Origin of the sequence: Bradyrhizobium sp. CIR18 (genome assembly GCF_014198295.1) — a bacterium.
Lineage (GTDB): Bacteria > Pseudomonadota > Alphaproteobacteria > Rhizobiales > Xanthobacteraceae > Bradyrhizobium.
This window is the reverse complement of sequence record NZ_JACIHF010000004.1, coordinates 438,492-462,520: the sequence shown is the minus strand read 5'-3', so window position 1 is coordinate 462,520 and position 24,029 is coordinate 438,492. Positions and strand designations below refer to the sequence as shown.

The following is a 24,029-nucleotide window of genomic DNA, read 5'->3' as shown; positions in this document are numbered from 1 at the left end:
GGGGCATGCGCGAGCACGGTGGAAATCTGGATCTGGCACAGCAGCATTTTGGCGGGCGCGCGGAAGACTGGATTGACCTCTCGACAGGGATCAACCGGCTGCCTTATCCCGTGGCCGAGATCGATCCGCGCTATTGGAACGCACTGCCTTCGCGATCCGACCTCAACGCCCTGCATCAGGCGGCGCAGCAGGCCTATCGCACCAGCGCGCCGATCGTTGCGATGGGCGGCGCGCAGGCTGCCATTCAATTGCTGCCGCAACTGGTGCCGACCGGCCGCGCGCGCATCCTCGCGCCGACCTATAACGAGTACGCAGGGGTTCTGTCGGCTGCAGGCTGGGATGTCCAGGAGGCCAGCGAGCTCGACGCGCTGGCAGGCGCGGATCTCGCCATCGTCGTCAATCCCAACAACCCCGGCGGTCAGCATCATGCACCGAAGGATCTGCTCGCACTGCTGCCGCGCGTCGGCCGCCTCGTCATCGACGAGAGCTTTGTCGACGCCGTTCCGCTGCTGTCGCTTGCATCGGAAGCCGGTCGGCGGGGACTGCTGATCCTGCGCTCGTTCGGAAAGTTCTTTGGTCTTGCCGGCCTGCGGCTCGGCTTCGCGATCGGCAATGCCGCCGACATAGGCAAGCTTTCGTCGATGTCGGGTCCATGGCCGGTTTCGGGAGCGGCGATCGCGATCGGCTGTCGCGCGTTGCGTGACGACGCCTGGGCCGAGGCCACGTCAGCGCGACTTGCCCGGGACTGTGTTCGCCTCGATGCCATAGCGCACGCGCAAGGCTGGATGCTGCTTGGGGGGACGCCGCTGTTCCGTCTCTACGAGACGCCCGGCGCGCTCGCCGCGCAAGAGAGATTGGCACGAAGCCATATCTGGTCGCGCGTCTTCGCACAAAGGCCGACATGGCTGCGCCTCGGGCTTCCGGGTAGCGAAGCCGAATGGACGCGGCTTGCCGAGGTGCTAGCGCGCTAGCGCGAGCAGTCCTTCCACGTCGAGATGCTTTTCGATGTGATCGGCCAGCGTATCGAGCGCGCTTTCGACCCTGGCTTGATAGGGCTCGCCACCTGCGGGAATGTCGAGCCTGGCCAGATACGCCTTGCGGAAATCATCCGACGTGAACAGGCCGTGCAGATAGCTGCCCTGCACGCGGCCATCGCGCGAGATCGCGCCTTCGGGCTCGCCGTTCAGCTTCGCAAACGGGCGCGCGCGATCCGGCCCGTCAGTGCGGCCGATGTGGATTTCGTACGCCTCGATTGGCTGGTCCGTGTCGGTATGCACGGCCGCGACACGCGTCAGCGTCTTCTGCGGACTCATCACCGTGTCCACGTCCAGAAGTCCGAGGCCCGGCGTGTCGCCTGCGGTGCCTTCGATGCCGTCAGGATCGGCGACGCTGCGTCCGAGCATCTGATAGCCGCCGCAGAGACCGAGCACATGGCCGCCCCTGCGGTGATGCGCGAGCAAATCGATGTCCCAGCCCTGCGCGCGCAGGAAGGCGAGATCGCCGCGGGTCGACTTTGAGCCGGGAATGATGACGAGGCGGACATCGCCCGGGATCGGCTCGCCCGGGCGCACCATCACGATGTCGACGCCCGGCTCGAGCTTGAGCGGATCGAGATCGTCGAAATTGGCGATCCGCGACAGCGCCAGGCAGGCGATCTTGCACTGGCCCGGCTTGCGCGCGTCGCTGAGGCCGAGCGCATCCTCGGCCGGCAGCTCGCCGGCGCGGGCGAACCAGGGCAGCACGCCGAAGCCGAGCCAGGCCGTTCTTTGTTCGATCAGCCTGTAGCCATCGTCGAACAGCGAGGGATCGCCGCGGAACTTGTTGATGACAAAACCCTGGATCATCGCGGCATCGTCGGGGTCGATCACGGTCTTGATGCCGACCAGCTGGGCGATGACGCCGCCGCGGTCGATGTCGCCGACCAGCACGACCGGCACGTCCGCCTTGCGCGCAAAGCCCATATTGGCGATGTCGGCCTTGCGCAGGTTCACTTCGGCCGGGCTACCGGCGCCTTCCACCAGCACCAGATCGGCCCGCGCCTTCAGCCGCTCAAAGCTCTCCAGCACCGCGCCCATCAGTGAGGGCTTCATCGCGGCATAGTCGCGGGCACGCGCGGTCGCGATGCGCTTTCCGTGGACGATCACCTGCGCGCCGATGTCGGTCTCGGGCTTGAGCAGCACGGGGTTCATGTCGGTGTGCGGTTCGACGCGAGCGGCCAGCGCCTGCAGCGCCTGGGCGCGGCCGATCTCGCCGCCATCAACGGTGACGGCGGCATTGTTCGACATGTTCTGCGGCTTGAACGGGAGCACGCGCAGGCCGCGCCGGGTGAAGGCACGCGCGAGACCGGCGACGATGAGCGATTTGCCCACGTCCGAGCCGGCCCCCTGGATCATCAGCGCGCGTGCCATCGAACTCAGAACTCGACGCCGGCCTGTGCCTTGATGCCGGAGCGGAAGGGATGTTTCACCAGCGTCATCTCGGTGACGAGATCGGCGATCTCGATCAACTCGTCCTTGGCGTTGCGGCCGGTGAGGACGACATGCGTCATCGGCGGCTTCGAGGTGGTCAGAAACTCGACGATCTCGGCGATGTCGAGATAGTCGTAGCGCAGCGCGATGTTGATCTCGTCGAGCACGACCATGCGCAGGCTCTCATCGAGGATCAGCTCCTTGGCCTTCTCCCAGCCGGCGCGCGCGGCGGCGATGTCGCGGGCGCGGTCCTGCGTCTCCCACGTAAAACCTTCGCCCATGGCGTGGAACTGGCAGAGGTCGCCGAAATGGCCAGTGAGCAGGCGCCGCTCGCCGGTATCCCAGGCGCCCTTGATGAATTGCACGACTGCGCAGGGAAAGCCATGCGCGACGCAGCGGACGATCATGCCGAAGGCCGACGAGGACTTGCCCTTGCCGGCCCCGGTGTGGACGATGATGAGGCCCTTTTCGCCGCTCTTGGTCGCCATGATCTTGTCGCGGGCGGCCTTCTTCTTCGCCATTTTCGTGGCGTGGCGGGCGTCGGTTTCTTCGGCCGTTTTTGTATCCGGTTCAGGCGTCATCGGGTCCCGGTCCTTCGGCTTGACAAGTGGCGGCCACCGGCAAATGGTGGCCCGGCGTTGGTTCCTGTCCTATGACAGGCGAAGAGGGAATGCGATAGGGTCCGAATCGGCAAGATTTGGGTCCAAAATGCAGCCGCCCCCGCGACCGTGACCGGAGAGATGTCCGAAGCCACTGATTCCCTCAGGGAATCGGGAAGGCGGGGATCGAAGGGGAAAACCCTGCTCCGCAAGCCGGGAGACCTGCCAGCGCGGACGAGTTTTGGACCGGCGGACGGGGTGTTCCGCGACGGGGAAAACGGGCCTCCAAAAGAGCGGTCCGTGTGCCTCATCGCCTCCCGCTGTTATCTGGAAGAGGCGATGACCGTCACACTTCACGTCTGCATCACCTGCCGTGCCGGCGAGACGCCTGGCGAGGGCGAGGCGACGCCCGGCAAGCGCCTGCATGGGGCGATCCTCGACGCGGGCGTGCCCGAGGGTGTCAATGTGGTTCCCGTCGAATGCCTGTCGGCATGCAACCAGGGCTGCTCGGTGGCGCTGAGCGCGCCCGGCCGCTGGTCCTACGTCTATGGCCGCCTGTCCGATGCGAATGCGCAGGACGTGGTCGCGGGCGCCGCGGCCTATGCGGCCGCGCCTGACGGCCTTGTGCCCTGGCGCAGCCGGCCGGAAATATTCCGCAAGCAGTCGCTTGCCCGCATTCCCCCCATTGCCGTCGTGCCGGAGGCCGCCGAATGAACTCGCTCGCAAAAGTCCCGGTTACGGTGGTCACGGGTTTTCTCGGCTCGGGCAAGACGACGCTGATCCAGCATCTGCTCAGCAATGCCGGCGGCAAGAAGCTCGCGGTGCTCGTCAACGAGTTCGGTAGTGAGGGCGTCGACGGCGAGATCTTGAAATCCTGCGCCGACGCCAATTGCCCGGAGGAGAACATCGTCGAGCTCGCCAATGGCTGCATCTGCTGCACCGTTGCTGACGATTTCATTCCGACCATGGAAAAACTACTGGCGCGGCCCGTGCGGCCCGATCACATCCTGATCGAGACCTCGGGCCTGGCGCTGCCCAAGCCGCTGCTGAAGGCATTCGACTGGCCGGAGATCCGTTCGCGCATCACCGTCGACGGCGTGGTCGCGCTCGCGGATGCCGAGGCTGTCGCCGCTGGCCGCTTTGCGCCGGATCCTGACGCCGTCGAAGCGCAGCGCGCGGCGGACGAGAGCCTGGATCACGAGACGCCGCTGTCGGAAGTGTTCGAGGATCAGATCGCCTGCGCCGACATCGTGCTGCTGACCAAGGCCGACCTCGCGGGGGCGGCGGGACTTGAAGCGGCCAAGGCTGCCATCACCGCCGAGATGCCGCGCCGCGTGCCGATGCTCCCCGTGACCGACGGTGCGATCGATGCGCGCGTCATCCTCGGTCTTGGCGCTGCCGCCGAGAACGATCTCGCCGCGCGTCCCTCGCATCATGACGGCGAGGAAGAGCACGAGCACGATGATTTCGCCTCGGTCGTGGTCGACCTCCCTGAAGTCGCCGACGTCGATGCGCTGGTCGCATCCGTCCAGAAGCTGGCGCGCGAGCAGAACGTGCTGCGCGCTAAGGGCTACATCGCGGTCGCGGGCAAGCCGATGCGGCTGCTGCTGCAGGCGGTCGGCGAGCGCGTGCGCCACCAGTTCGACAAGCCCTGGGGCGCAGGTCACAGGCGGTCGAAGCTCGTCGTGATCGGCGAGCACGGCGATATCGACGAGGCCGCCATCAAGGCAGGACTTGGTATCTGATGCACGTCGTCTTCCGCGAGAGCCGTGGTCTGGAGGAGACCGCGACGCCTAGAGACATCGGCCAGGACCCGGCCGATCTCGTGGTGCTCTCGTATTCGGATTCCGATCTTGCGGCGTTCGCAGCCGGCTGGCGGCGTGGTCGGAGTAGCCTGCCGTCGCTGCGGCTCGCCAATCTCGCGGAGCTGCGCCATCCGCTGTCAGTGGACACCTATATCGAGCGCACGCTGTCTCAGGCGCGTGGCATTCTGGTTCGTCTGATTGGTGGTGAGTCCTACTGGCCGTATGGTCTGGCTGTGCTCCGGCAGCTCGCCAAGGACCGTGGCATTGTGCTGGCCGTGCTGCCGGCCGACGGCCGCGACGATCCGCGGCTGGATGGATACTCGACCGTGCCTGTCTCGACGCTGCGCCGGCTCAAGGTGCTCTGCGACACCGGCGGACCGGTCGCCGCGCAAGCCGCGATCGCACAGCTCGCACTGGCTTCGGGACTCTATGCCGGGCCTGTTATCGGCGACACCGCCGTGCCCGAGATGGGGTTCTACGATCCCGCCCGCGGCGTCATTGCGGCACCGGCGCACGGCGAGGGCAAGCCGCGTGTGCTGGTAACGTTCTATCGCTCATATCTCACCGCCGCGGATACGGGCCCGGTCGATGCCCTGATCGCAGAGCTGCGCGGGCGCGGCTTTGAAGCCTGCGGCGTGTTCGTGACCTCGCTGAAGGCCGCGGGCGTCGCGGATTGGTTGCGGGCGCATCTTGCACAAAATCCTTCGGCGGCGATCGTCAACGCGACGGCGTTCTCCGCGGCTGGCGACGACGGCACGACGCCGTTCGATGCCGCAGCGTGCCCGGTGTTCCAGGTCGCGCTCTCCACTGCGCGGCGCGAGGATTGGGCGGACTCGCTGCGCGGCCTGTCGCCCGGCGATCTCGCGATGCATGTGGTGCTGCCCGAGGTCGATGGCCGTCTGTTCGCGGGCGTGGTGAGCTTCAAGTCGGCAGGGATGCGCGATCCCGATCTGCAATTCGCGCACCTGGCGCATCGCGCCGATGAGGAGCGCGTGACGGCCGTCGCAGCGCGCGTCGCGGCGTGGCGGCGACTGGCGGAGACGCCGGCCGGTGAGAAGCACCTGGCGCTCGTGCTCTCGAACTATCCGGGCCGGCCGCACCAGATCGCGCATGCGGTCGGGCTCGATGCGCTGGCCTCGGTCGAGGCGTTGGTGTCCGATCTCGCTGAGGCCGGCTTCGATGTTGTGCCGGTCCATGCGCTCGGCGAGGCGCTGCTGAGGCAGCAGCTCACCTGGGGCATCGCCGATTATCGCGCGGCGCTTTCGCGCCTGCCGCAAGTTTTGCAGGATGATCTTGCGCAAGCCTGGGGCGCGCCGGAGAGTGATCCGAGCTGCCGCGACGGCGCGTTTCATTTCGCCGCGATCCAATGCGGCAAGTCGGTCATCGCGGTCCAGCCGGAACGCGGCGATGCGACCACGCGCGATACCGATTATCACGATCTCGCCCGCACGCCGCGCCACGCCTATGTCGCGTTCTATCTCTGGCTTCGGCAGCAGGGCTGTGACGCCGTCGTGCACATGGGCGCACATGGCACGCTGGAATGGCTACCCGGGAAATCCGTGGCGCTGTCGTCCGCGTGCTGGCCGGAAGCCCTGATCGGCGATCTTCCCGTGATCTATCCCTTCATCGTCAACGATCCCGGCGAGGCCGCGCAGGCGAAACGGCGCTTGGGGGCCGTCACCATCGGCCATCTGCCGCCGCCGCTCACCGCATCCGCCGTGCCGGAAGGCTTGCGCCGGCTCGAACAGCTCCTCGACGAATATTCGACCGCCGATGGTCTCGATCCCGCGCGCCGCCAGCGATTGATCGCTGCGATCCGCGACGAGGCGCGCGCGGCGGGCCTCGAGGACGATCTCGGTTTGGATGCCTCGGCCGCGCCCGCCGAAGCCATTCCGCGGATCGATCGCTTCGTCTGCGATCTCAAGGAAAGCCAGTTCGGCGACGGCCTGCATGTGTTCGGCCGCGGCGCCTGCGGCGATGCGGAGCGCGACGCGTTGCGTTCGGCACTTGCCGGCAAGCGCGTTGCGCCGGGACCGTCGGGCTCGCCCTATCGCGGCCGTCAGGACGTGTTGCCGACTGGACGCAATCTCTTTGCCGTCGATCCGCGCGCGGTGCCGACGCCGTCGGCGCATGCGCAGGGCATCAAGCTTGCCGAAGAGCTGCTGCGCCGCCATCTGCAGGATCATGGCGACTGGCCGAAGGGCTTCGTGGTCGATCTCTGGGGCTCGGCAACGATGCGCACCGCGGGCGAGGAATTTGCGATGGCGCTGCATCTGGCTGGCCTTGCGCCGCGCTGGGATCACGCCTCCGGCCGCGTCATCGGATACGACATCGTCGCGCCGGCCGAACTCGGCCGTCCCCGCATCGACGTCACGCTGCGGGTGTCGGGCCTGTTCCGCGACGTCTTCTCAGGCCTTGCGCAATTGTTCGAGGCCGCCTCCGAAGCGCTTGCGACGCGCGAGGACGAGGGCGACGAGAATCCGTACCGCCACCGCGCCTCCCGCGTGTTCGCGCCGCGTCCCGGACAATACGGCGTCGGTCTATCGGCGATCCCCGATGCCTTCACGCCCGAGACACGCGAAGCCGCGGGCGAAGCCTGGTTGTCGGCATCGTCCTGGGCGTTCTCGGCCGACGGCGAGATGCAGCTGAATCGCGCCGGCATCGAGCAGCGCCTTGCTTCGGCTGATGGCTTCGTCCATGTCCAGGACTTGCCGGAAACTGATCTGCTGCTCGCGGCCGATTATGCCGCGCATGAAGCCGGCGTTGCGGCGGCTGCAGCGCATCTCGGCGCGGCAGGACCCTCGCTCTATCACCTCGACACGACTCGTCCCGAGCAGCCCCACGCGCGCACGCTGACCGAGGAGATCTCGCGCGTCGTCCGAGCGCGCGCCGCCAACCCGGCGTGGATCGCCGGCATGATGCGTCATGGTTTTCGCGGCGCCGCCGAGATCGCCGCGACGCTAGAGCACATGGCCGCTTTCGCTCATCTCGCCGGCGCCGTGCCGCCGCATCTGTTCGATCTCTACTACGATGCGACGCTCGGCAATGACGACGTCCGCGCCTTCATGGCGCGTGAAAATCCATCCGCACTCGCCGCGATGGAAACCTGTTTCGCGCGCCTGCACGATGCGGCGCTTTGGCAAACGCGCCGCAATTCGATCGCGGCGGCGCTGCGGGAGGCCTCATGAGCGCGGCCACGGTCAAGGGCTGGTGTCCCGGCGCGCTGCGCCCGATGCTCTCGGGCGACGGGCTCGTGGTGCGCGTGCGTCCGTTCGGTGGGCGGCTCGAAGCACCACAAATCACAGGACTTGCCGAGCTCGCCGGGCAACACGGCAATGGTCTGATCGACGTGACGAGCCGTGCCAATCTGCAGATCAGGGGAGTTAGCGAAGAAGGCCATCGGCCGTTGATCGACGGCCTTGCGCGACTGGCGCTGCTCGATCCCGATCCGGCGACGGAAGCCCGTCGCAACATCCTCGTCACGCCGTTCTGGCGCGCTGGCGACGCGACTCAATCGCTAGCAGCCGAGCTCGAAGAAGCGCTCGAGGATAACGCGCTCGCGCTTCCATCCAAGTTCGGTTTCGCGATCGATGACGGGACCTCGCGCGTGCTCGCCGGCGATTCCGCTGACATACGCATCGAGCGCGATCGCACAGGCGGTCTCCTGGTGCGGGCCAACGGCGCAAAGCTCGGCCGCTCCGTCGCACGCGGAGAGGCCGTGAGCACGGCGCTCGCGCTCGCAAGCTGGTTCCTGGTCTCCGGCGGCGCGACGGGCGGGCGAGGGCGCATGGCGGCCTACATCGCCTCCGGCGCGGCATTGCCTCAATCGCTGCGCGGCGAGACCGAGCCCGCGCCCGTGATGGCCGCCTCGCGTCCCGGGCACTATCCGCAAGGCGCGATGGTGGGCGTCGCGTTCGGGCAGATGCTGCACACGACGCTGCATCAGTTCGCCGGGTGCGGTCATGCGCTGCGCATGACGCCCTGGCGGATGGTGCTGAGCGAGGGCAAGCGCGAGATGCCGAGCGCGCCGGGCCTGATCACCGAGCCGTTTGATCCCGCGCTGCGCGTCATTGCCTGCAGTGGCGCACCGCGCTGCCGCGAAGCCCATGCCGATACGCGTGCGCTCGCAGCAGCGCTCGCCCCGCGCATCGCCGCCGATACGCGGCTCCACGTCTCCGGCTGCGGCAAGGGCTGTGCCCATTCCGGCACGGCCGCGGTCACGCTGGTGGCGACCCGTGCCGGATTCGATCTCGTCCGTGACGGCTCGATCCGCGACGAGCCGGTGCTGCGCGGCCTGAACGGCGCCGACATCGTCAGCGATCCCTCCATCCTGGTGGGAGGGCATTGATGCCGCACACTTACGAGACCGATGGCGCTGCGATCTACCGGCAGTCCTTTGCGACCATCCGCGCCGAAGCCGATCTCGCGCGCTTTTCGCCCGACGAGGAGCAAATCGTGGTGCGGATGATCCATGCCGCCGGCATGGTGGGTCTTGAGGCGCATATCCGCTTCACCCCGGGCATGGCGATCGCTGCGCGCGCCGCCTTGCAGAAGGGCGCGCCGATCCTCTGCGACGCGCGGATGGTCTCGGAAGGGATTACGCGCGCAAGGTTGCCCGCAGCCAACGCCGTCATCTGCACGCTTGGCGACGAGACCGTGCCTGCACTCGCACAATCCATGCGCAACACCCGCTCGGCCGCGGCGCTAGAGCTGTGGCGCCCGCATCTCGATGGTGCGGTGGTTGCGATCGGCAATGCGCCGACCGCGCTGTTTCATCTGCTCAACATGCTGGAGGACCGTGACTGCCCACGGCCCGCGGCGATCATCGGCTGTCCCGTCGGCTTCGTCGGCGCGGCCGAGTCCAAGGCCGCGCTGATGGCCAATCCGCCCGTGCCGGCGCTGACGGTCCAGGGCCGCCTCGGCGGCTCCGCGATCACCGTCGCCGCCGTCAATGCGCTGGCGAGCCGGAGCGAATAGCGATGGGACGCATCATCTGCTGCGGTCTCGGCCCCGGCGATCCTGATCTGATGAGCGTGCGCGCCGATCGCACCGTGCGCGCCGCGCAGCACGTCGCCTATTTCCGCAAGAAGGGCCGGCCGGGCCAGGCGCGGCGCATCGTCGAAGGCATCCTGGCTGCTGATGTCACCGAATATCCGATGGAGTATCCTGTCACCACGGAGATCGCATTCGACAGTCCCGAATATGTTCAGTTGCTGGCCGGCTTCTATGACGAATGGGCCGAGCGTCTGGCGCGGCTGGCGCGCGCCGTCGATGTCGTCGTGCTTTGCGAGGGCGACCCCTACTTCTACGGCTCCTTCATGCATCTGCACACGCGCCTGCAGGGCCGCGTCGAGATCGAGGTGATCGCGGGCATTCCCGGCATGGTCGGCTGCTGGAATGGCGTCGGACAGCCGATCGCGCTCGGCGATGACGTGACGACGGTGCTGATGGGGACGCTGGCTGAAGACGAGCTCGAGCGGCGTATGCGCGATTCCGATGCGCTCGTCGTCATGAAGACCGGCCGCAATCTCGCAAAGGTGCGCCGCGCGCTCAGCTCTGCCGGCCGGCTAGACGATGCCTGGCTGGTGGAGCGCGGCACCATGGCGGGCGAGCGCGTGGTGCGGCTCGCCGAGGTCGATGGCGCCGACTGTCCCTATTTCGCGATCGTGCTCGTGCACGGCAAGGGCCGGCACCTGGACGCCGCCGAATGACGGGCACGTTGACCATCGCGGGCCTCGGGCCGGGCAGCGATGCGCTGGTGACGCCCGAGGTCACGGCTGCGCTGGCGGCCGCAACCGACATTCTGGGTTACGCGCCCTATGTCGCGCGCTTGCCGCCGCGTGCTGGGCTTAAGCTGCATCCCTCGGATAACCGCGAGGAGCTGCAGCGTGCGAGCGAAGCGCTGCGGCTTGCCGCCAAAGGCGGGCAGGTCGTCGTCGTCTCCTCCGGCGATCCCGGCGTCTTCGCGATGGCCTCGGCCGTGTTCGAGGCGCTCGAACAGGCGCCGCAATGGCGGGATCTTTCGATTCGCGTGCTGCCTGGCATCACGGCAATGCTGGCGGCGGCCGCACGCGCCGGCGCGCCGCTCGGCCATGATTTCTGCGCGATCAATCTCTCCGACAATCTCAAGCCATGGGCAGTCATCGAGAAGCGCCTGCGGCTCGCCGCCGAAGCCGATTTTTCGATTGCGATGTATAATCCGCGCTCGGCAAGCCGGCCGGAAGGATTCGGCCGCGCGCTTGCGGTGTTGAAAGAGGCCGGCTGCGGCGAGCGCCTCGTGATCTTTGCGCGCGCGGTCAGCGCTTCTGATGAGAGCATCGAAACTGTCACGCTGAACGAAGCTCGGCCCGAGATGGCCGACATGCGGACGCTGGTGATCGTGGGAAATTCGCAGACGCGCCGGGTCGGCCGCTGGGTCTATGCGCCGAGGCGGGTAGAATGACCGAGCCACTGCATGATCTCGGCCACGCTCTCGACCCGCAACCGCTCGGGCAGCTCCGGCCGCGATATCATCATCACGGGCAGGCCGAGCATGCGGGCCGCGTCGATCTTGGCGCGCGCGCCGTCGCCGCCGGAATTGCGGGCGACGATCCAGCCGATGCCGCGCCTACGCAACAGATCAAGCTCACTGTCGAATGTGAACGGCCCGCGCGACACGATCACGTCGGCGACGAAGGGCGGGGGAGCCTCCGGCGGATCGACGAACCGCAGCGTATAGGTATGCTGCGGCTTGTTCGCAAACGGCGCGATATGCTGGCGTCCGATGGCGAGGAACACTTTTGCGGGCGCCTCGGGCAGCGCGGCGACCGCGGCGCTGACGTCCGTGACTTCGATCCAGTTGTCGCCGGGCGCTTTCGTCCAACGCGGGCGCTCCAGCGCAATCAGCGGTGTGGCGGTTTCCGCGCACGCTTCGACCGCACTGCGGCTCATTTCGGCTGCGAAAGGATGCGTCGCGTCGATCACGTGCGTGATGCCTTCGCGGCGGATGTAATCGGCCAGTCCGCTAACGCCGCCGAAGCCGCCGATGCGGGTCGGCAGCGGCTGATCGGCAGGCGCGCGGGTGCGACCGCCATAGGAGTAGACGGCCTCGATGCCTGCGCGCGCGATCGCCGCGGCGAGCAAGCTCGCATCGGCAGTTCCGCCCAGAATGAGGGCGCGCCTCATGGTTGATTCCTTGGCTGATCCCTGGCTGACCATCATCGGTATCGGCGAAGATGGCCTTGCCGGGCTGTCGGAGGCAAGCCGAAAGGCGCTCAATGAGGCCGAAACCGTCTTCGGTGGTGAACGGCATCTCGCGCTTGCCGGCGTCGGCAGCCGCGGCCGTCCGTGGCCGGTGCCGTTCGACGCCGATATCGTTCTGAGCAGCCGCGGCAGGCCGACGGCGGTGCTCGCCTCCGGTGATCCGTTCTGGCATGGCGCCGGTGCAGCTCTCGCCGAGAAGCTGCAGGCCGGCGAGTGGATCGCGCATTCGGCACCGTCGACCTTCTCGCTTGCGGCCGCGCGGCTGGGCTGGCGGCTCGAATCCACCGTCTGCCTGGGGCTTCACGCCGCACCGTTCGAACGTCTCGTTCCGCATCTGGTGCGAGGAGCGCGCATCATCTGCCTCGTGCGCGATGGGAAAGCGGCAAGCGATCTCGCAAAATGGTTGAGCGAGCGCGGATGGGGCGCCTCGGCCTTCTGGACGCTCGCCGCACTCGGTGGTCCGCGCGAAAGCATCCAAGAACATCGCGCCGACGGTTTCGCCGGTGATCCCGCTGGAAACCTGGTCGCAGTCGCCGTTGAGGCGAGGGGCACGCAAGGCATTCCCCGCAGCTCGGGACTTTCGGACGATCTGTTCGTCCATGACGGCCAGATCACCAAGCGGCCAGTGCGCGCGCTCGCGCTCTCGGCGCTGGCGCCGCGTCCGGGCGAGCGGCTGTGGGATATCGGCGCCGGCTCGGGGTCGATCTCGGTCGAGTGGGCGCTGTGCGGCGGGACGGCGACTGCGATCGAGGCGCGCGAGGAACGCGCCGCAAACATCCGCAGCAATGCAGCGGCGTTTGGACTTTCGCACCGGATCACCGTCGTCAAAGGGAGGGCGCCCGAGGCTGTTGCTGCCCTGGAAGCACCGGATGCGGTCTTCATCGGCGGCGGCCTCGATAGCGCGATGTTCGATGCGATCTGGTCGCGGCTTGCGCCGGGCACGCGGCTGGTTGCACATTCAGTCACATTGGAGACGGAAGCGTTGCTCGGCGATCTGCACCAGCGCCACGGCGGCGAGCTGATGCGGGTCGACATCGCTTATGCTGGCCCGCTCGGCCGTTACCGCTCCTGGGAGACGGCACGGCCGGTGGTGCAGTGGAGTACGGTCCGATGAAGGTGGCCGGGTTTGGGTTCAGGAGAGATGTCAGTCTCGCTTCGCTGCGCGAAGCACTGCTGGCGGCGGGTGATCCCGAAGGTCTTATGGCGATTGCAACCGTTAGCGACAAGGCTGATGCGGAGCCGCTGCAGGAGCTCGCGCGTGAGTGCGGTGTGCCGATCAAGGCTGTTCCAGCCGATATGTTGGCCGGCATCGCCACGCCGACCCAGTCCAATCTCGTGATGGAGAAGTTCGGCACTGGATCGGTCGCGGAAGCCGCGGCGCTCGCTGCGGCCGGGCCTCGCGCTCGGCTGATTTCGACACGCGTTGTCTCGCAGGATCGCACGGCGACGGCCGCGATCGCGGAAGGAGACGGCGCATGACGGTGCATTTCATTGGCGCGGGGCCGGGCGCGCCTGATCTCCTGACGTTGCGTGGCCGTGACTTGATCGCGGCCTGTCCGGTCTGCCTCTATGCCGGCTCGCTGGTCCCCGAGGGCGTGCTGGCGCATTGTCCGCCCGGCGCGCGCATCGTCAATACCGCGCCGCTGTCGCTCGACGAGATCATTGCCGAGATCGCCGCCGCGCATGCGGCGGGCAAGGACGTCGCCCGCCTGCATTCGGGCGATCTCTCGATCTGGTCGGCGATGGGCGAGCAGCTCCGCCGCCTGCGCGCACTTGGCATTCCGTTCACTGTGACGCCTGGTGTGCCGTCCTTCTCGGCCGCAGCGGCAGCGCTCGAGGTCGAGCTGACGCTGCCGGGCCTTGCCCAGACAGTCGTGCTGACGCGCACGCCGGGCCGCGCCAGCGCGATGCCGGAGGGCGAGAAGCTTGCCGCCTTCGCCGCGACCGGCGCGGTGCTCGCGATTCATCTGTCGATCCATCTGCTCGACAAGGTCGTCGCCGAGCTCGCGCCGCATTATGGCGCGGATTGCCCGGTCGCGATCGTCTGGCGCGCGAGCTGGCCGGATCAGCGCATCGTCCGCGCCACGCTGGCGACGCTCGATGCTGCCGTCGGCACCGAGATGGAGCGCACCGCGATCATTCTGGTCGGCAAGACGCTCGGCGCTGCGGATTTCGACGAGAGCCGCCTTTACGCCGCCGATTACGATCGCCGCTATCGGCCGGTCGGCGCCGAGCCGCGTTTTCCGGAGGGCTCGTGATGGCGGCAGGCCTCGTCATCTCCGCACCGGCCTCCGGCGTCGGCAAGACCACGCTGACGCTGGCGCTCGCGCGCGCCTGGCGCCATCGCGGATTGAACGTGCAATGCTTCAAGAGCGGTCCCGATTACATCGATCCCGCCTTCCACGCCGCCGCCACGGGGCGCGCTTCCGTCAACGTCGATAGCTGGGCGATGGATCGCGGGGCGATCTCGCATCTCGTCAGCCGCGGCGCGGACGCCGATGTCGTGCTTGCCGAGGGATCGATGGGCCTGTTCGACGGCGTCGCCGCGCCCGGTGTTTCCGGCACCGGTGCCACCGCCGACATTGCGGAGATGCTGGGCTGGCCGGTGGTGCTGGTGATCGATCCTTCCGGACAAGCGCAGACCGCGGCGGCGATCGCCGCGGGTCTTCGTGATTATCGCCCCGGCGTACGGCTCGCCGGCGTCGTGCTCAACCGCGTTGCCAGCCCGCGCCACGAAGACCTCGTGCGGCGTGCGCTCAACGACGCCGGCATTGCCGTGTTCGGCGCGCTGCCGCGCCATGCCGAGATCAGCCTGCCGAAGCGGCATCTCGGCCTGGTGCAGGCCGAGGAGCAGGCCGAGATCGGCAAGCTGATCGACGAGGCCGCGCGCTTCGTTGCCGAGCATGTCGATCTCGATGCGGTGCTGCGATCGGCTGCGTCCTGGACACCACAACCCGCCGCGAATGGGCTGAACGTGACGCCGCCGGGCCAGCGCATCGCGCTCGCGCGCGATGCGGCGTTCTCTTTCGTCTATCCGCACATGCTGGAAGCCTGGCGCGGGGCGGGCGCGGAGATCTCGACATTCTCGCCGCTCTCCGATGAAGCGCCCGACGCGAGCGCCGATGTGTGCTGGCTGCCCGGCGGTTATCCCGAGCTGCATGCCGGCAAGATCGCGGCCAATGCGCGTTTTCGCAGCGGCCTGCGCGCCTTCGCCGAAACGCGACCGGTGCACGGCGAATGCGGAGGCTATATGGTGCTGGGAACCGCTTTGACCGATGCGGACGGTGTTCGCCATGAGATGACAGGCCTGCTTGGCCTCGAGACCAGCTTTGCCAAACGTCGCATGCATCTCGGTTATCGTCTCGCGACGCTGGCCGCGCCGATGCCGGGACATCGCCCCAGTGCACGTCTGCGCGGCCATGAGTTCCACTATTCGACCATTCTTGCCCAGCCTGATACGCCGTTGGCAGTCGTGCACGATGCAACCGGCGCGGTCATTGCCGAGACCGGCTCGCAGCGCGGCCACGCCACCGGCACGTTCTTTCATCTGATCGCGGAGGACCGGTGAGCGGATTCGTCTCCTTCATCTCCGCCGGACCCGGCGACCCCGAGCTTCTCACGCTCAAGGGCGCCGCGCGGCTGCGCGAGGCCGACGTCGTGCTCTATGACGATCTCGCCTCCGGCGCGATCCTTGATCTCGCCCGGCCCGGCGCCAATCTCGTCGCGGTGGGGAAACGGGCAGGGCGTCCCTCGACCAAGCAGCACCACGTCAACCGCCTGCTGGTCGACTATGCCGCAACAGGTGCGCGCGTGGTTCGGCTCAAGTCGGGCGATGCCGGCATTTTCGGCCGGCTCGAGGAGGAGCTGGAGACGCTGCGTGAGGCCGGCATCGGCTACGAGATCGTTCCCGGCGTCACATCGGCCTGCGTTGCCGCAGCGCAAGCCGGCATCCCCCTGACCCGGCGCCACACCTCGCGCCGGGTGCAATTCGTCACCGGCGCTGATGTCACCGGCGAGTTGCCGCCGAATCTGAATTGGGCGGCCCTGGCCGATCCTGAGGCGACGACCGTGGTCTATATGGGCCGGCGCACCTTCCCCGCGCTTGTCGCAAAGTTGATCGCGCACGGCCTCGCTGCGGATACCCCCGCGCTGTTCGCCGAATCCCTCGGCCGCCCCGACGAACGGCTGGTCCGCACCACCATCGCCGAGCTTGCCGAGCAGCTTGCGCGCGGCGGCGCCGCGTCGACGGCCGCCGTGATCCTGTTTGGGGCGCTGGCGGGGGATTATCCGTCATGACGGCCTTGGCCGCCGTTCGCCCCTTGACGCAGGCTCAGCGAAAGGGGCACACAAGAGAGGCATGGTGCTCGACGCGGCGCAAAGCGCCGGAGCATAATCGGGAATGGGGGTGGGCGGACCCAGTTGCGGCGCCCAAAACCCAGCCGCCCCCGCGACTGTAAGCGGTGAGGGACTCCGACAGCCACTGGGCCGCAAGGTCCGGGAAGGCCGGAAATCCCGGGGAACCGCGAGCCAGGAGACCGGCCCTGCACGTTTTGAGGCCAAGGCCGTCGGGTGTGACGGCAGGAAGGAATTGAGCCATGCATATCGAACCCGGGGTCGTGACGGGCGCCAAGCTCGTGTTGAGTTACGCAACCGGCATCGCCGCAGGCGGCGTTGCGCTGAAGCTTGCGGTGGAGACCGTGCGTGAGCAGGGCATCACGTCGTTCGCAGCGCGGACGCTCGCCACCACAGTCCTTGTGTTCATCTTCTTCGAGATCCTGCCGCACTTCCCGGTCGGCGTCTCCGAGGTGCACTTCATTCTCGGCTCGACACTGTTCCTGCTGTTCGGCGCAGCGCCCGCGGCCTTCGGCCTCGCATTCGGCCTGCTGCTCCAGGGCGTATTCTTCGAGCCGGTCGACATCCCGCAATACGGCATGAACGTCACGACGCTGCTGGTGCCGCTGTTCGCGATCCAGGCGATCGCCACACGGATCATCTCGCGCAACACCGCCTATGTCGATTTGAAGTATCGGCAGGCGTTGGCGCTCTCGACGACCTACCAGGCCGGCGTGATCGCCTGGGTGGCGTTCTGGGCGCTCTATGGCTCGGGCTTTGCGATGAGCAACCTCGCCAACATCGCGACGTTCGCGGCGTCCTATGCGCTGGTCATCGTGATCGAGCCGCTCGCCGATCTCGCGGTACTGGCGCTGGCGAAGTCGCTGCGCGGCGTCACCGCGCCCGGTCTCGTCACCCCGCGCCTGCATAACGCGGCCTGAGAGACAAGCGAACGGGCGGCCAGCAGGGCCGCCCGTCGCGTTCGCGATGCTCACGCTCTCCCTGATAGGTATCGGTTGCGGCGATCCCGACCAGCTCACGCGCGCCGCTGTTCAAGCGATCAACGCCGCCGATCTCGTCCTGATCCCGCGCAAGGGTGCCGCGAAGTCCGATCTCGCCGATCTCAGGCGGACGATCTGCGCGGATGTGCTCACCAGCGATAACACAGCCATCGCTGAATTCGACCTTCCCGTGCGCGATGCAGGTGAGGCGGAATACCGCAAGGGCGTGGACGATTGGCACGATGCGGTTGCCGCGACTTGGTCGAAAGCGATTGCGAACCATCTCGAAGGCGAGGGCAAGGTTGCGCTGCTGATCTGGGGCGATCCCTCGCTCTACGACTCCTCGCTGCGCATTGCGCGGCGGCTCAATCCCTTGCCTGACATCGAGGTCGTGCCCGGCATCACCTCGATCCAGGCGCTGTGCGCGGCGCATGCGCTGCCGCTCAACGACATCGGCGAGCCTTTTCTGGTCACGACGGGGCGGCGCTTGCGTGAAGGCGGCTGGCCGGCCGGTGTGGATACCGTTGTTGTAATGCTCGACGGCGGCACGGCATTCCAGTCGCTTGATCCAGCCGGGATTCAAATCTATTGGGGCGCCTATCTCGGCATGCCCGACCAGATCGTCATGTCCGGCGTGCTCGCCGAGGTTGGCCCGCGCATCGTCGCGACGCGGCAGGAAGCGCGCGAGCGGCATGGCTGGATCATGGACAGCTACATTCTCAAGCGCAGGCCGTAAGCGAGGCAGCATGCTCCCCGAATGGGTCACCCGAAATTGCCCCGATGTCTCCGCCGTGCATCGCGAGGCGGCGATCGCGCGGCAGGCGCAATTGACAAAGCCGACCGGCGCACTCGGCCGGCTGGAGCAGCTCGCGATCGAGCTCGCGGGCCTGCAGGCGACCGAACAGCCGCGTGCCGCACGGGTGCCGATCATTGTCTTCGCCGGCGACCACGGCATCGTCGCGCAGGGCGTCTCAGCCTATCCGCAAGCCGTGACCATCGCGATGATGGCGAATTTTGCCTCCGGCGGCGCCGCGATCTCGGTGCTGGCGCGCGAGCTTGGCTCGAGCCTGGACGTCGTCGACGCCGGCACGCTGGCAACAGAGGCGATGGCGGGTGTCATCACCGACAAGCCGCGCCATGGCACGCGCGATTTCAGCGTTGAAGCCGCGCTCGCACCCGCCGAGTTGGCGTATGCGTTCGAGGCCGGCCAGCGCGCGGTTGCGCGCGCGCAAGCCAATCAGCCCGATCTCTTGATCTTCGGCGAGATGGGGATCGGCAACACCACCACGTCGGCGGCGATCGCGGCGGGCCTGCTCGGCATCAGCGCCGAAGAGATCGCGGGCAGCGGCACCGGCGTCGATGCGGCCGGCCGCGCACATAAGGCCCGCGTGATCGACGCGGCGATCGCGCGTCACGGCGTTGGCGGCGCTTCGCCGGAAAAAATCCTATGCGCCGTTGGCGGCCTGGAGATCGCGGCGATCTCAGGTGCGATCATTGCGGCGGCGCAGCGCCGTATTCCCGTATTGATCGATGGCTTCATCGTCTCGGTGGCGGCGCTGGCAGCAGTGCGGCTCAATCCGTCGTGCCAGCCGTTCCTGCTGCCGTCGCATCAATCGGCGGAGCAGGGGCATCGGCTGGTGTTGCGCGCGCTGAACGTGCAGCCGTTGATCAGCCTCGATCTCAGGCTCGGCGAGGGATCGGGCGCCGCCATCGCGCTGCCGCTGGTACGGCTCGCCTGTAGCCTTCACAACGGCATGGCGACGTTCGCGCAGGCCAATGTGCCTGACAGACCTAACTGATCGGCTGATTGACGGAGACGACGCGCCAGCCGCTCGCAAGGCGATCGATCCGGGTCAGCGACAGCGGATCGACCACGAAGCGCAAGGCGGCCTGCGGCGTCAGATCCAGCGCGATGCAGAGCGCGGCGCGGATGGTGCCGGAATGCACGACGAGCGTGGCCGATCCGGCTGCGATCCGCGACAGACCCAGCCGGACGCGCGCGACCTGATCCGCAAAGCTCTCGCCGCCCGGCGGCCGTCCGCCAGCCGGATCGCTCCAGAACTGCGCGTAAGCCTCACCGCGGGTCGCCTCGAGTTGGTCATGGCGATGGCCGGTCCAGTCACCAAAATCCTGCTCGCGGAATTCACTGACCAGCTTCGGTTCGAGTCCCAGCGCGCGTGCCGTCTCGATCGTGCGCCGCGACGGGCTGGCATAGCCGGCGGCATCCGGTGGCAGGCGCCGTCGCACAGCGTCCAGTTGCACGCGATCGCTGAGATCGGCCGGCGCGTCGGCGGCATGGATGGTGCCTGTGACGCCCGCGACGGGCGCGTGCCGTATCAACCAGAGGAAGGTCTCGCCTTCCATGCTCATCTCCAAGGAAGTTGGTCGTTGTGGCCATAACGCCGCAACTGGCACATTGACTCTGTTGTGATGGTAATCCTAGATGCTTGCGACGGTTTCCCCGAGAGGGGATGAAAAGGGAATACGGTGCGGGGACATTGTCCCCAACGCCGTGGCTGCCCCCGCAACTGTGAGCGGATAATCCTTCGTCAGAAGCCACTGGGTCCTCGGTCCCGGGAAGGCGACGAAGTGGTGATGACCCGCGAGCCAGGAGACCTGCCGTCAGCCGTGGTCACACGCGAAGATGTCGGTCGGGGAGTACAGACATTCGGCTTCATCGGACGGCTGAAGAGCCAAAAGGTGAGACCTCGTTCGCTGTGACGTGCCACTGACGTCATACCGAGGTCCGAAAACCGTGTCTTCCATCCGTATCGTACGACCGCGACAATTCCTGCTCGCATCCGCTGCGCTCACATCCCTTGCCGCACTCGATCTGCCCGCTGCGCTGGCGCAGCAGGCCCGGGAACCCCTGCCGCCCGTCGAAGTATCGCCGGCCCAATCCCGCACGCAGGCCAAGCCTGCCGGCCGGGAGGCGCAGAGCACGCGCCGGGCAGCAGCGCGCAGGCCGGCGGCCGCGGCAGCGATGCCGAAACCCGTCGTGCCGGCTACGGCACTCCCGACGCCGCTCAACAGCAATGCCGTCGCCGAAAGTGCCTCGCGGCTCGGCCTGACGGTGCGACAGACGCCCGCGACCGTCGAGGTGATCTCCGCCGAGACCATGCGCGAGCAGGGCTATCGCACTGTGTCCGACGTGGCCCAGGGCGCGGTCGGCGTCACCGCCGGCGATAATCCGGCCGAACCTTCCGCCTTCTCGATGCGCGGCTTCACCAACAGCCAGATCAACACGCTCTACAACGGCATCAAGATCGGCCCGCAGAACATGACCTCGCGGATCATGGACACCGCCAATCTGGAAGCCGTGGAATTCCTGAAGGGCCCGGCCTCGCTGATCTCGGGTGAAGGCGCCGCCGGCGGCGCGATCAATTTTGTGACCAAGCAGCCGCACACGGGACCGATCCGGAACGAAGCTGATTTCTCCTGGGATTCGCTGAATTCGTTCCGCGCGCATTACGGCTCGGGCGGCAGCACCAACGTCCAAGGCCTCGACTATCGCTTCGACATCAGCCGTTCGGCGCTCAACGGCTTTGCCGACGACACCAATACCAAGATGCTCGATGTGTCCGGCCAGCTCAATTACCGCATCTCCGACAGTCTCAAGATCTGGGGCGCGATCGAGTATCGCGAGGACCGTTCGAAAGCCTATTGGGGCGCGCCGCTGGTGCCGATCGCCTTCAGCGGCTCGCACGCGACGACGGGGATCGTCTCCGGCAACTACTTCAACAGGACTGATCTTGGCGCGGTCACGATCGACGACCGCACCTTCAATACCAACTACAACGTCCTCGACAATCGCAATGTCGCGCAGGAGGTGTGGCTGCGCGGCGGCTTCGAGCTGAAGCTGGCGCCGGACCTGACGCTGAAGAGTCAAGCCTATGGCTACGGCGCGGAGCGTACCTGGTTCAACAACGAGATCGAGGCGTTCGATTCCACCAACAACCAGGTGTATCGCGAGCGCTTCTATGTCGCGCACAGCCAGCGCCTGGTCGGCAACATCACCGATTTGATCTGGGACGCGAATATCGCGGGCTTCGACAATCGCTTGGTCACGACGTTGTCATCGAGCTATCTCGACTTCGTCAGGCCGGGCGCGGCAAATTTCCCGAACGATTATGTCTCGCTGGTCGATCCGAACCGCGGCTTTTACGGCTCGCTCACGACGCAGCAGCAGACCGCGCGCATCAACAACGAGGCGCTGTCGTTCGAGGACCGGCTGAAGCTGACGCGGACCTTCGCGCTGATCGGCGGCCTGCGCGTCGAGCATATCGGGCTCGACCGCAATTCGACCGATTCCGCCGGGCTTGTGAGAGCCGGCTTTCCGTTCACGAAAGACTGGGCGCCGGTGACGGGCCGCATCGGTTACAGCTGGGAGGCCGTGCCCGGCCTGACCTTCTTCAGCCAGTACGCCACCGGCGCCGACGTCTCCGCGAACACCAGCTTCCTGCTGTTGCCGACCCAGCCGCTCGATCTGACGACCTCGCGTACCTACGAGACCGGCGTCAAGCACCTGTTCTGGGACAACAGGGCGGAGTGGTCGTTCTCGGCCTACGACATCGTGCGCAAGAACGTCTATGCAGCGGCGGGCGGCATGGCGCTCAACATCGCCGGGCGCCAGGAATCGAAGGGCGTCGAGCTTGCCGCTTCGGTTCGTCCGATCGATCCGCTGCGTCTGTGGGGCAACATCGCCTATGTCGATGCCCGCTATGCCGACTACAATTTCGCCGGCGGCTCGTTCTCCGGCAATACGCCGCCAAACGTGCCGCGCATTGTGGCGAATGCTGGCGCGTCCTGGCGCTTCTTCACGCCCTGGCCGGTAGAGCTCGGCATCACTGGCCGCCATGTCGGCGACCGCTACAACACCGATGCCAATGTCGTGACGATGAAGGCGTATACCGTCGCCGACGTCTATGCCTTCGTCGATATCCCCAAGACGGTGTTCAGCGCGGTCGACCAGGCACGCCTGACCTTCCGCGTCCGCAACATCACCGATAAGCGCTATGCGATCTGGGGCGATCCGTTCTATCCCGACCAGATCCTGCTCGGCGCGCCCAGGACCTACGAGCTCTCGGCCGCGTTCAAATGGTAGGATCATGAACGCATGATGGGCGCGATCGTCCTTACGCATCGCTGGCTCGGGATCGCGTTCTGCCTGCTGTTCGCGATGTGGTTCGCGACGGGGATCGTGATGCACTTCGTGCCGTTTCCGTCGCTGACGGAAGCGGAACGGTTTGCCGGCCTGGCGCCGGTGGATCGCGAAGCGGCGAGGATCCCGGTTGCGGCGGCGGTCGCTGTGAGCGGGGTCGTGGACGCCGTGCGCGTCCGGCTGATCCAGCGGAGCGATGCAGCGGTCTACATCGTGTCGGGATCATCGCGCGTGCGCGCGGTCCGTGCCTCCGACGGAGCGGATGCGTCGGTCGCAATGGCCGATACCGCGCTTGCCATCGCGCGGGAGCACGCGCGCAATCGCGGGCTCGATGCCGTGCAGGCCGCGGTCGTTGCCCGTTCGGACTATGATCAGTGGAGCATTCCGAACGGCTTCGATCGCCACCGGCCGCTGTTTCGTGTGGCGCTCGGCGATGCTGCCGGGACGGAAGTCTATGTCTCCTCGCCCACCGGCGAGATCGTCCTGGATACGAGGCGGCGCGAGCGGGGCTGGAATTGGGCCGGCAGTGTGCTGCACTGGATTTATCCGACGGTCCTGAGAAGCAACTGGCTCCTGTGGGATCGCTCCGTCTGGACGCTGACATTGCTGGCCCTGATCGCGGCAATGCTTGGTGCGGTGCTCGGGATCGCGCGGGTGAAGCTACGAGGGCGCCGGATGTCCTCGCCCTATCGTGGCTGGCACGCGTTGCACCACGTCATTGGCCTCGCGGCAGCAATGTTCGTGCTGACATGGAGTCTCAGCGGCTGGCTCTCGATGGATCACGGCCGGCTGTTCTCGCGCGGACAATTGACCTTGGCCGAATCCGGCGTGATGAACGCGCCGCCTGATTGGGCGGCTGCCTCATGGCTCGATCGGCAGCCGATATCGCCCTCGGCCCGTGAGATCGAATGGTCTGCCTTCAACGGCAACGTCTATCGCCGCGATCGGGTGAGCCTTGACCATCAGGTCTTGATCAAGGCAGGGGACGCGTCCCGCGACGGACCAAGGGAATTTCTGGATAGGCATGAGATCCAGAGTCTCGTGGCGCACCTTGCTGCCGGCTGCGGCGCGGCGTCCGTTCTTGCTGGCAACGACGACTACCCCGCGCAATCGGCTATTGCCGGTGCGCCCGTCTACCGTTCGCGCTGCGGCGACCTCTGGTTCGATATCGACGGTGCCGACGGCAGTGTGCTGCAAAGGCTGGATTCATCGCGGCGGGCCTATCGCTGGCTCTACAGCGCGCTCCACACGCTCGATTTTCCCCTTCTGGTGGCGCACCCGCGTCTGCGCGATACCATCATCGTCGGACTCTGTGCGTTGGGACTGGTGTTCTCCGTCACCGGGATCGCGATTGGCTGGCGGCGTCTGCGGCCCCGACCGACCCGTAGGTCCTGACCGACAGCCGGCCGTTCCATCGGTTC

General features: G+C 67.0%; 22 protein-coding genes and 3 riboswitches. Of the genes, 18 read left to right on the top strand and 4 right to left on the bottom strand.

The genetic code is table 11. From position 1 onward, the window contains the following. Window positions 1-5: 5 nt before the first annotated feature. Complete coding sequence (gene cobD / locus GGD65_RS17930; protein ID WP_183236094.1) at window positions 6-971, top strand: threonine-phosphate decarboxylase CobD; 966 nt, start codon at window positions 6-8, stop codon at window positions 969-971. On the opposite strand, the gene GGD65_RS17925 is transcribed toward cobD, so the two are convergent. Together GGD65_RS17925 and cobO are read right to left on the bottom strand one after the other, a co-directional pair. Further along, on the bottom strand, window positions 960-2,408 hold the full coding sequence (locus GGD65_RS17925) for a cobyric acid synthase (protein WP_183236093.1): 1,449 nt from the start codon (window positions 2,406-2,408) through the stop codon (window positions 960-962). The genes cobD and GGD65_RS17925 overlap by 12 nt on opposite strands. A gap of 5 nt (window positions 2,409-2,413) precedes the next feature. Next, window positions 2,414-3,049 carry a cob(I)yrinic acid a,c-diamide adenosyltransferase gene (gene cobO, locus GGD65_RS17920; protein ID WP_183236092.1) on the bottom strand — a complete coding sequence of 212 codons (636 nt, stop codon included), beginning with the start codon at window positions 3,047-3,049 and terminating at the stop codon, window positions 2,414-2,416. Window positions 3,050-3,090: 41 nt separating this feature from the next. Beyond that, window positions 3,091-3,312: riboswitch (cobalamin riboswitch) on the top strand. A gap of 94 nt (window positions 3,313-3,406) precedes the next feature. On the opposite strand from cobO, the gene GGD65_RS17915 reads away from it, so the two are divergent. Genes GGD65_RS17915 through cobJ form a run of 7 tightly spaced genes read left to right on the top strand, consistent with a single transcriptional unit; the run spans window position 3,407 to window position 11,314 of the window. After that, window positions 3,407-3,781, top strand: coding sequence for a DUF1636 domain-containing protein (locus tag GGD65_RS17915; RefSeq protein WP_018315957.1), 375 nt, complete (start codon window positions 3,407-3,409; stop codon window positions 3,779-3,781). Then, window positions 3,778-4,812 carry a cobalamin biosynthesis protein CobW gene (cobW, locus tag GGD65_RS17910; protein WP_183236091.1) on the top strand — a complete coding sequence of 345 codons (1,035 nt, stop codon included), beginning with the start codon at window positions 3,778-3,780 and terminating at the stop codon, window positions 4,810-4,812. The genes GGD65_RS17915 and cobW overlap by 4 nt, the downstream gene beginning before the upstream one ends. Beyond that, window positions 4,812-8,060, top strand: coding sequence for a cobaltochelatase subunit CobN (gene cobN, locus GGD65_RS17905; RefSeq protein WP_183236090.1), 3,249 nt, complete (start codon window positions 4,812-4,814; stop codon window positions 8,058-8,060). The genes cobW and cobN overlap by 1 nt, the downstream gene beginning before the upstream one ends. Further along, complete coding sequence (gene cobG, locus GGD65_RS17900; protein ID WP_183236089.1) at window positions 8,057-9,220, top strand: precorrin-3B synthase; 1,164 nt, start codon at window positions 8,057-8,059, stop codon at window positions 9,218-9,220. Before cobN ends, cobG begins: the two co-directional genes overlap by 4 nt. Continuing rightward, window positions 9,220-9,849 carry a precorrin-8X methylmutase gene (locus GGD65_RS17895; RefSeq protein WP_183236088.1) on the top strand — a complete coding sequence of 210 codons (630 nt, stop codon included), beginning with the start codon at window positions 9,220-9,222 and terminating at the stop codon, window positions 9,847-9,849. Before cobG ends, GGD65_RS17895 begins: the two co-directional genes overlap by 1 nt. A 2-nt stretch (window positions 9,850-9,851) precedes the next feature. Further along, window positions 9,852-10,583, top strand: a complete 732-nt coding sequence (locus GGD65_RS17890; protein ID WP_183236087.1) for a precorrin-2 C(20)-methyltransferase — start codon at window positions 9,852-9,854, stop codon at window positions 10,581-10,583. Then, a complete protein-coding gene (cobJ, locus tag GGD65_RS17885) occupies window positions 10,580-11,314 on the top strand; it encodes a precorrin-3B C(17)-methyltransferase (protein WP_183236086.1) in 735 nt (244 codons plus the stop codon). Before GGD65_RS17890 ends, cobJ begins: the two co-directional genes overlap by 4 nt. Here the strand turns inward: cobJ and GGD65_RS17880 are convergent. Then, complete coding sequence (locus tag GGD65_RS17880; RefSeq protein WP_183236085.1) at window positions 11,290-12,036, bottom strand: cobalt-precorrin-6A reductase; 747 nt, start codon at window positions 12,034-12,036, stop codon at window positions 11,290-11,292. The genes cobJ and GGD65_RS17880 overlap by 25 nt on opposite strands. 10 nt (window positions 12,037-12,046) lie before the next feature. Between GGD65_RS17880 and GGD65_RS17875 the strand changes: the two genes are divergently transcribed. The 8 genes from GGD65_RS17875 to cobT all read left to right on the top strand — a co-directional run bounded on the left by GGD65_RS17875 (window position 12,047) and on the right by cobT (window position 19,246). Continuing rightward, entirely contained in the window at window positions 12,047-13,228 is a 1,182-nt protein-coding gene (locus tag GGD65_RS17875) for a bifunctional cobalt-precorrin-7 (C(5))-methyltransferase/cobalt-precorrin-6B (C(15))-methyltransferase (RefSeq protein ID WP_020508598.1), read from the top strand. Continuing rightward, entirely contained in the window at window positions 13,225-13,593 is a 369-nt protein-coding gene (locus tag GGD65_RS17870) for a cobalamin biosynthesis protein (RefSeq protein ID WP_018315966.1), read from the top strand. The genes GGD65_RS17875 and GGD65_RS17870 overlap by 4 nt, the downstream gene beginning before the upstream one ends. Next, window positions 13,590-14,372, top strand: a complete 783-nt coding sequence (gene cobM, locus GGD65_RS17865) for a precorrin-4 C(11)-methyltransferase (protein ID WP_183236084.1) — start codon at window positions 13,590-13,592, stop codon at window positions 14,370-14,372. Before GGD65_RS17870 ends, cobM begins: the two co-directional genes overlap by 4 nt. After that, window positions 14,372-15,682, top strand: coding sequence for a cobyrinate a,c-diamide synthase (locus GGD65_RS17860; protein ID WP_183236083.1), 1,311 nt, complete (start codon window positions 14,372-14,374; stop codon window positions 15,680-15,682). Before cobM ends, GGD65_RS17860 begins: the two co-directional genes overlap by 1 nt. Then, entirely contained in the window at window positions 15,679-16,410 is a 732-nt protein-coding gene (cobA, locus tag GGD65_RS17855; protein ID WP_092256179.1) for a uroporphyrinogen-III C-methyltransferase, read from the top strand. The genes GGD65_RS17860 and cobA overlap by 4 nt, the downstream gene beginning before the upstream one ends. A 45-nt stretch (window positions 16,411-16,455) precedes the next feature. Next, a riboswitch (cobalamin riboswitch) is annotated at window positions 16,456-16,673 on the top strand. 36 nt (window positions 16,674-16,709) lie between these two features. Continuing rightward, window positions 16,710-17,387, top strand: a complete 678-nt coding sequence (locus GGD65_RS17850; RefSeq protein ID WP_092256176.1) for an energy-coupling factor ABC transporter permease — start codon at window positions 16,710-16,712, stop codon at window positions 17,385-17,387. 46 nt (window positions 17,388-17,433) lie between these two features. Further along, entirely contained in the window at window positions 17,434-18,183 is a 750-nt protein-coding gene (gene cobF / locus GGD65_RS17845; protein WP_183236082.1) for a precorrin-6A synthase (deacetylating), read from the top strand. Between the two features lie 10 nt (window positions 18,184-18,193). After that, window positions 18,194-19,246 (top strand): nicotinate-nucleotide--dimethylbenzimidazole phosphoribosyltransferase, encoded by a 1,053-nt coding sequence (gene cobT, locus GGD65_RS17840; protein WP_183236081.1) that lies wholly within the window; start codon window positions 18,194-18,196, stop codon window positions 19,244-19,246. Here the strand turns inward: cobT and GGD65_RS17835 are convergent. Next, complete coding sequence (locus GGD65_RS17835) at window positions 19,239-19,811, bottom strand: histidine phosphatase family protein (RefSeq protein WP_177237092.1); 573 nt, start codon at window positions 19,809-19,811, stop codon at window positions 19,239-19,241. The genes cobT and GGD65_RS17835 overlap by 8 nt on opposite strands. 72 nt (window positions 19,812-19,883) lie before the next feature. Next, a riboswitch (cobalamin riboswitch) is annotated at window positions 19,884-20,086 on the top strand. Window positions 20,087-20,202: 116 nt separating this feature from the next. Here GGD65_RS17835 and GGD65_RS17830 point away from each other — a divergent pair. Together GGD65_RS17830 and GGD65_RS17825 are read left to right on the top strand one after the other, a co-directional pair. Beyond that, window positions 20,203-22,551 (top strand): TonB-dependent siderophore receptor, encoded by a 2,349-nt coding sequence (locus GGD65_RS17830; protein ID WP_183236080.1) that lies wholly within the window; start codon window positions 20,203-20,205, stop codon window positions 22,549-22,551. Window positions 22,552-22,563: 12 nt separating this feature from the next. Continuing rightward, window positions 22,564-24,003 (top strand): PepSY domain-containing protein, encoded by a 1,440-nt coding sequence (locus GGD65_RS17825; protein ID WP_183236079.1) that lies wholly within the window; start codon window positions 22,564-22,566, stop codon window positions 24,001-24,003. Window positions 24,004-24,029 lie beyond the last annotated feature (26 nt).

Coding starts and splice junctions, on each gene's coding strand:
- cobD (WP_183236094.1), top strand. CDS start 6: ATGCGCGAGCACGGTGGAAATCTGGATCTGGCACAGCAGCATTTTGGC.
- GGD65_RS17925 (WP_183236093.1), bottom strand. CDS start 2,408: ATGGCACGCGCGCTGATGATCCAGGGGGCCGGCTCGGACGTGGGCAAA.
- cobO (WP_183236092.1), bottom strand. CDS start 3,049: ATGACGCCTGAACCGGATACAAAAACGGCCGAAGAAACCGACGCCCGC.
- GGD65_RS17915 (WP_018315957.1), top strand. CDS start 3,407: ATGACCGTCACACTTCACGTCTGCATCACCTGCCGTGCCGGCGAGACG.
- cobW (WP_183236091.1), top strand. CDS start 3,778: ATGAACTCGCTCGCAAAAGTCCCGGTTACGGTGGTCACGGGTTTTCTC.
- cobN (WP_183236090.1), top strand. CDS start 4,812: ATGCACGTCGTCTTCCGCGAGAGCCGTGGTCTGGAGGAGACCGCGACG.
- cobG (WP_183236089.1), top strand. CDS start 8,057: ATGAGCGCGGCCACGGTCAAGGGCTGGTGTCCCGGCGCGCTGCGCCCG.
- GGD65_RS17895 (WP_183236088.1), top strand. CDS start 9,220: ATGCCGCACACTTACGAGACCGATGGCGCTGCGATCTACCGGCAGTCC.
- GGD65_RS17890 (WP_183236087.1), top strand. CDS start 9,852: ATGGGACGCATCATCTGCTGCGGTCTCGGCCCCGGCGATCCTGATCTG.
- cobJ (WP_183236086.1), top strand. CDS start 10,580: ATGACGGGCACGTTGACCATCGCGGGCCTCGGGCCGGGCAGCGATGCG.
- GGD65_RS17880 (WP_183236085.1), bottom strand. CDS start 12,036: ATGAGGCGCGCCCTCATTCTGGGCGGAACTGCCGATGCGAGCTTGCTC.
- GGD65_RS17870 (WP_018315966.1), top strand. CDS start 13,225: ATGAAGGTGGCCGGGTTTGGGTTCAGGAGAGATGTCAGTCTCGCTTCG.
- cobM (WP_183236084.1), top strand. CDS start 13,590: ATGACGGTGCATTTCATTGGCGCGGGGCCGGGCGCGCCTGATCTCCTG.
- GGD65_RS17860 (WP_183236083.1), top strand. CDS start 14,372: ATGGCGGCAGGCCTCGTCATCTCCGCACCGGCCTCCGGCGTCGGCAAG.
- GGD65_RS17850 (WP_092256176.1), top strand. CDS start 16,710: ATGCATATCGAACCCGGGGTCGTGACGGGCGCCAAGCTCGTGTTGAGT.
- cobF (WP_183236082.1), top strand. CDS start 17,434: ATGCTCACGCTCTCCCTGATAGGTATCGGTTGCGGCGATCCCGACCAG.
- cobT (WP_183236081.1), top strand. CDS start 18,194: ATGCTCCCCGAATGGGTCACCCGAAATTGCCCCGATGTCTCCGCCGTG.
- GGD65_RS17835 (WP_177237092.1), bottom strand. CDS start 19,811: ATGGAAGGCGAGACCTTCCTCTGGTTGATACGGCACGCGCCCGTCGCG.
- GGD65_RS17825 (WP_183236079.1), top strand. CDS start 22,564: ATGATGGGCGCGATCGTCCTTACGCATCGCTGGCTCGGGATCGCGTTC.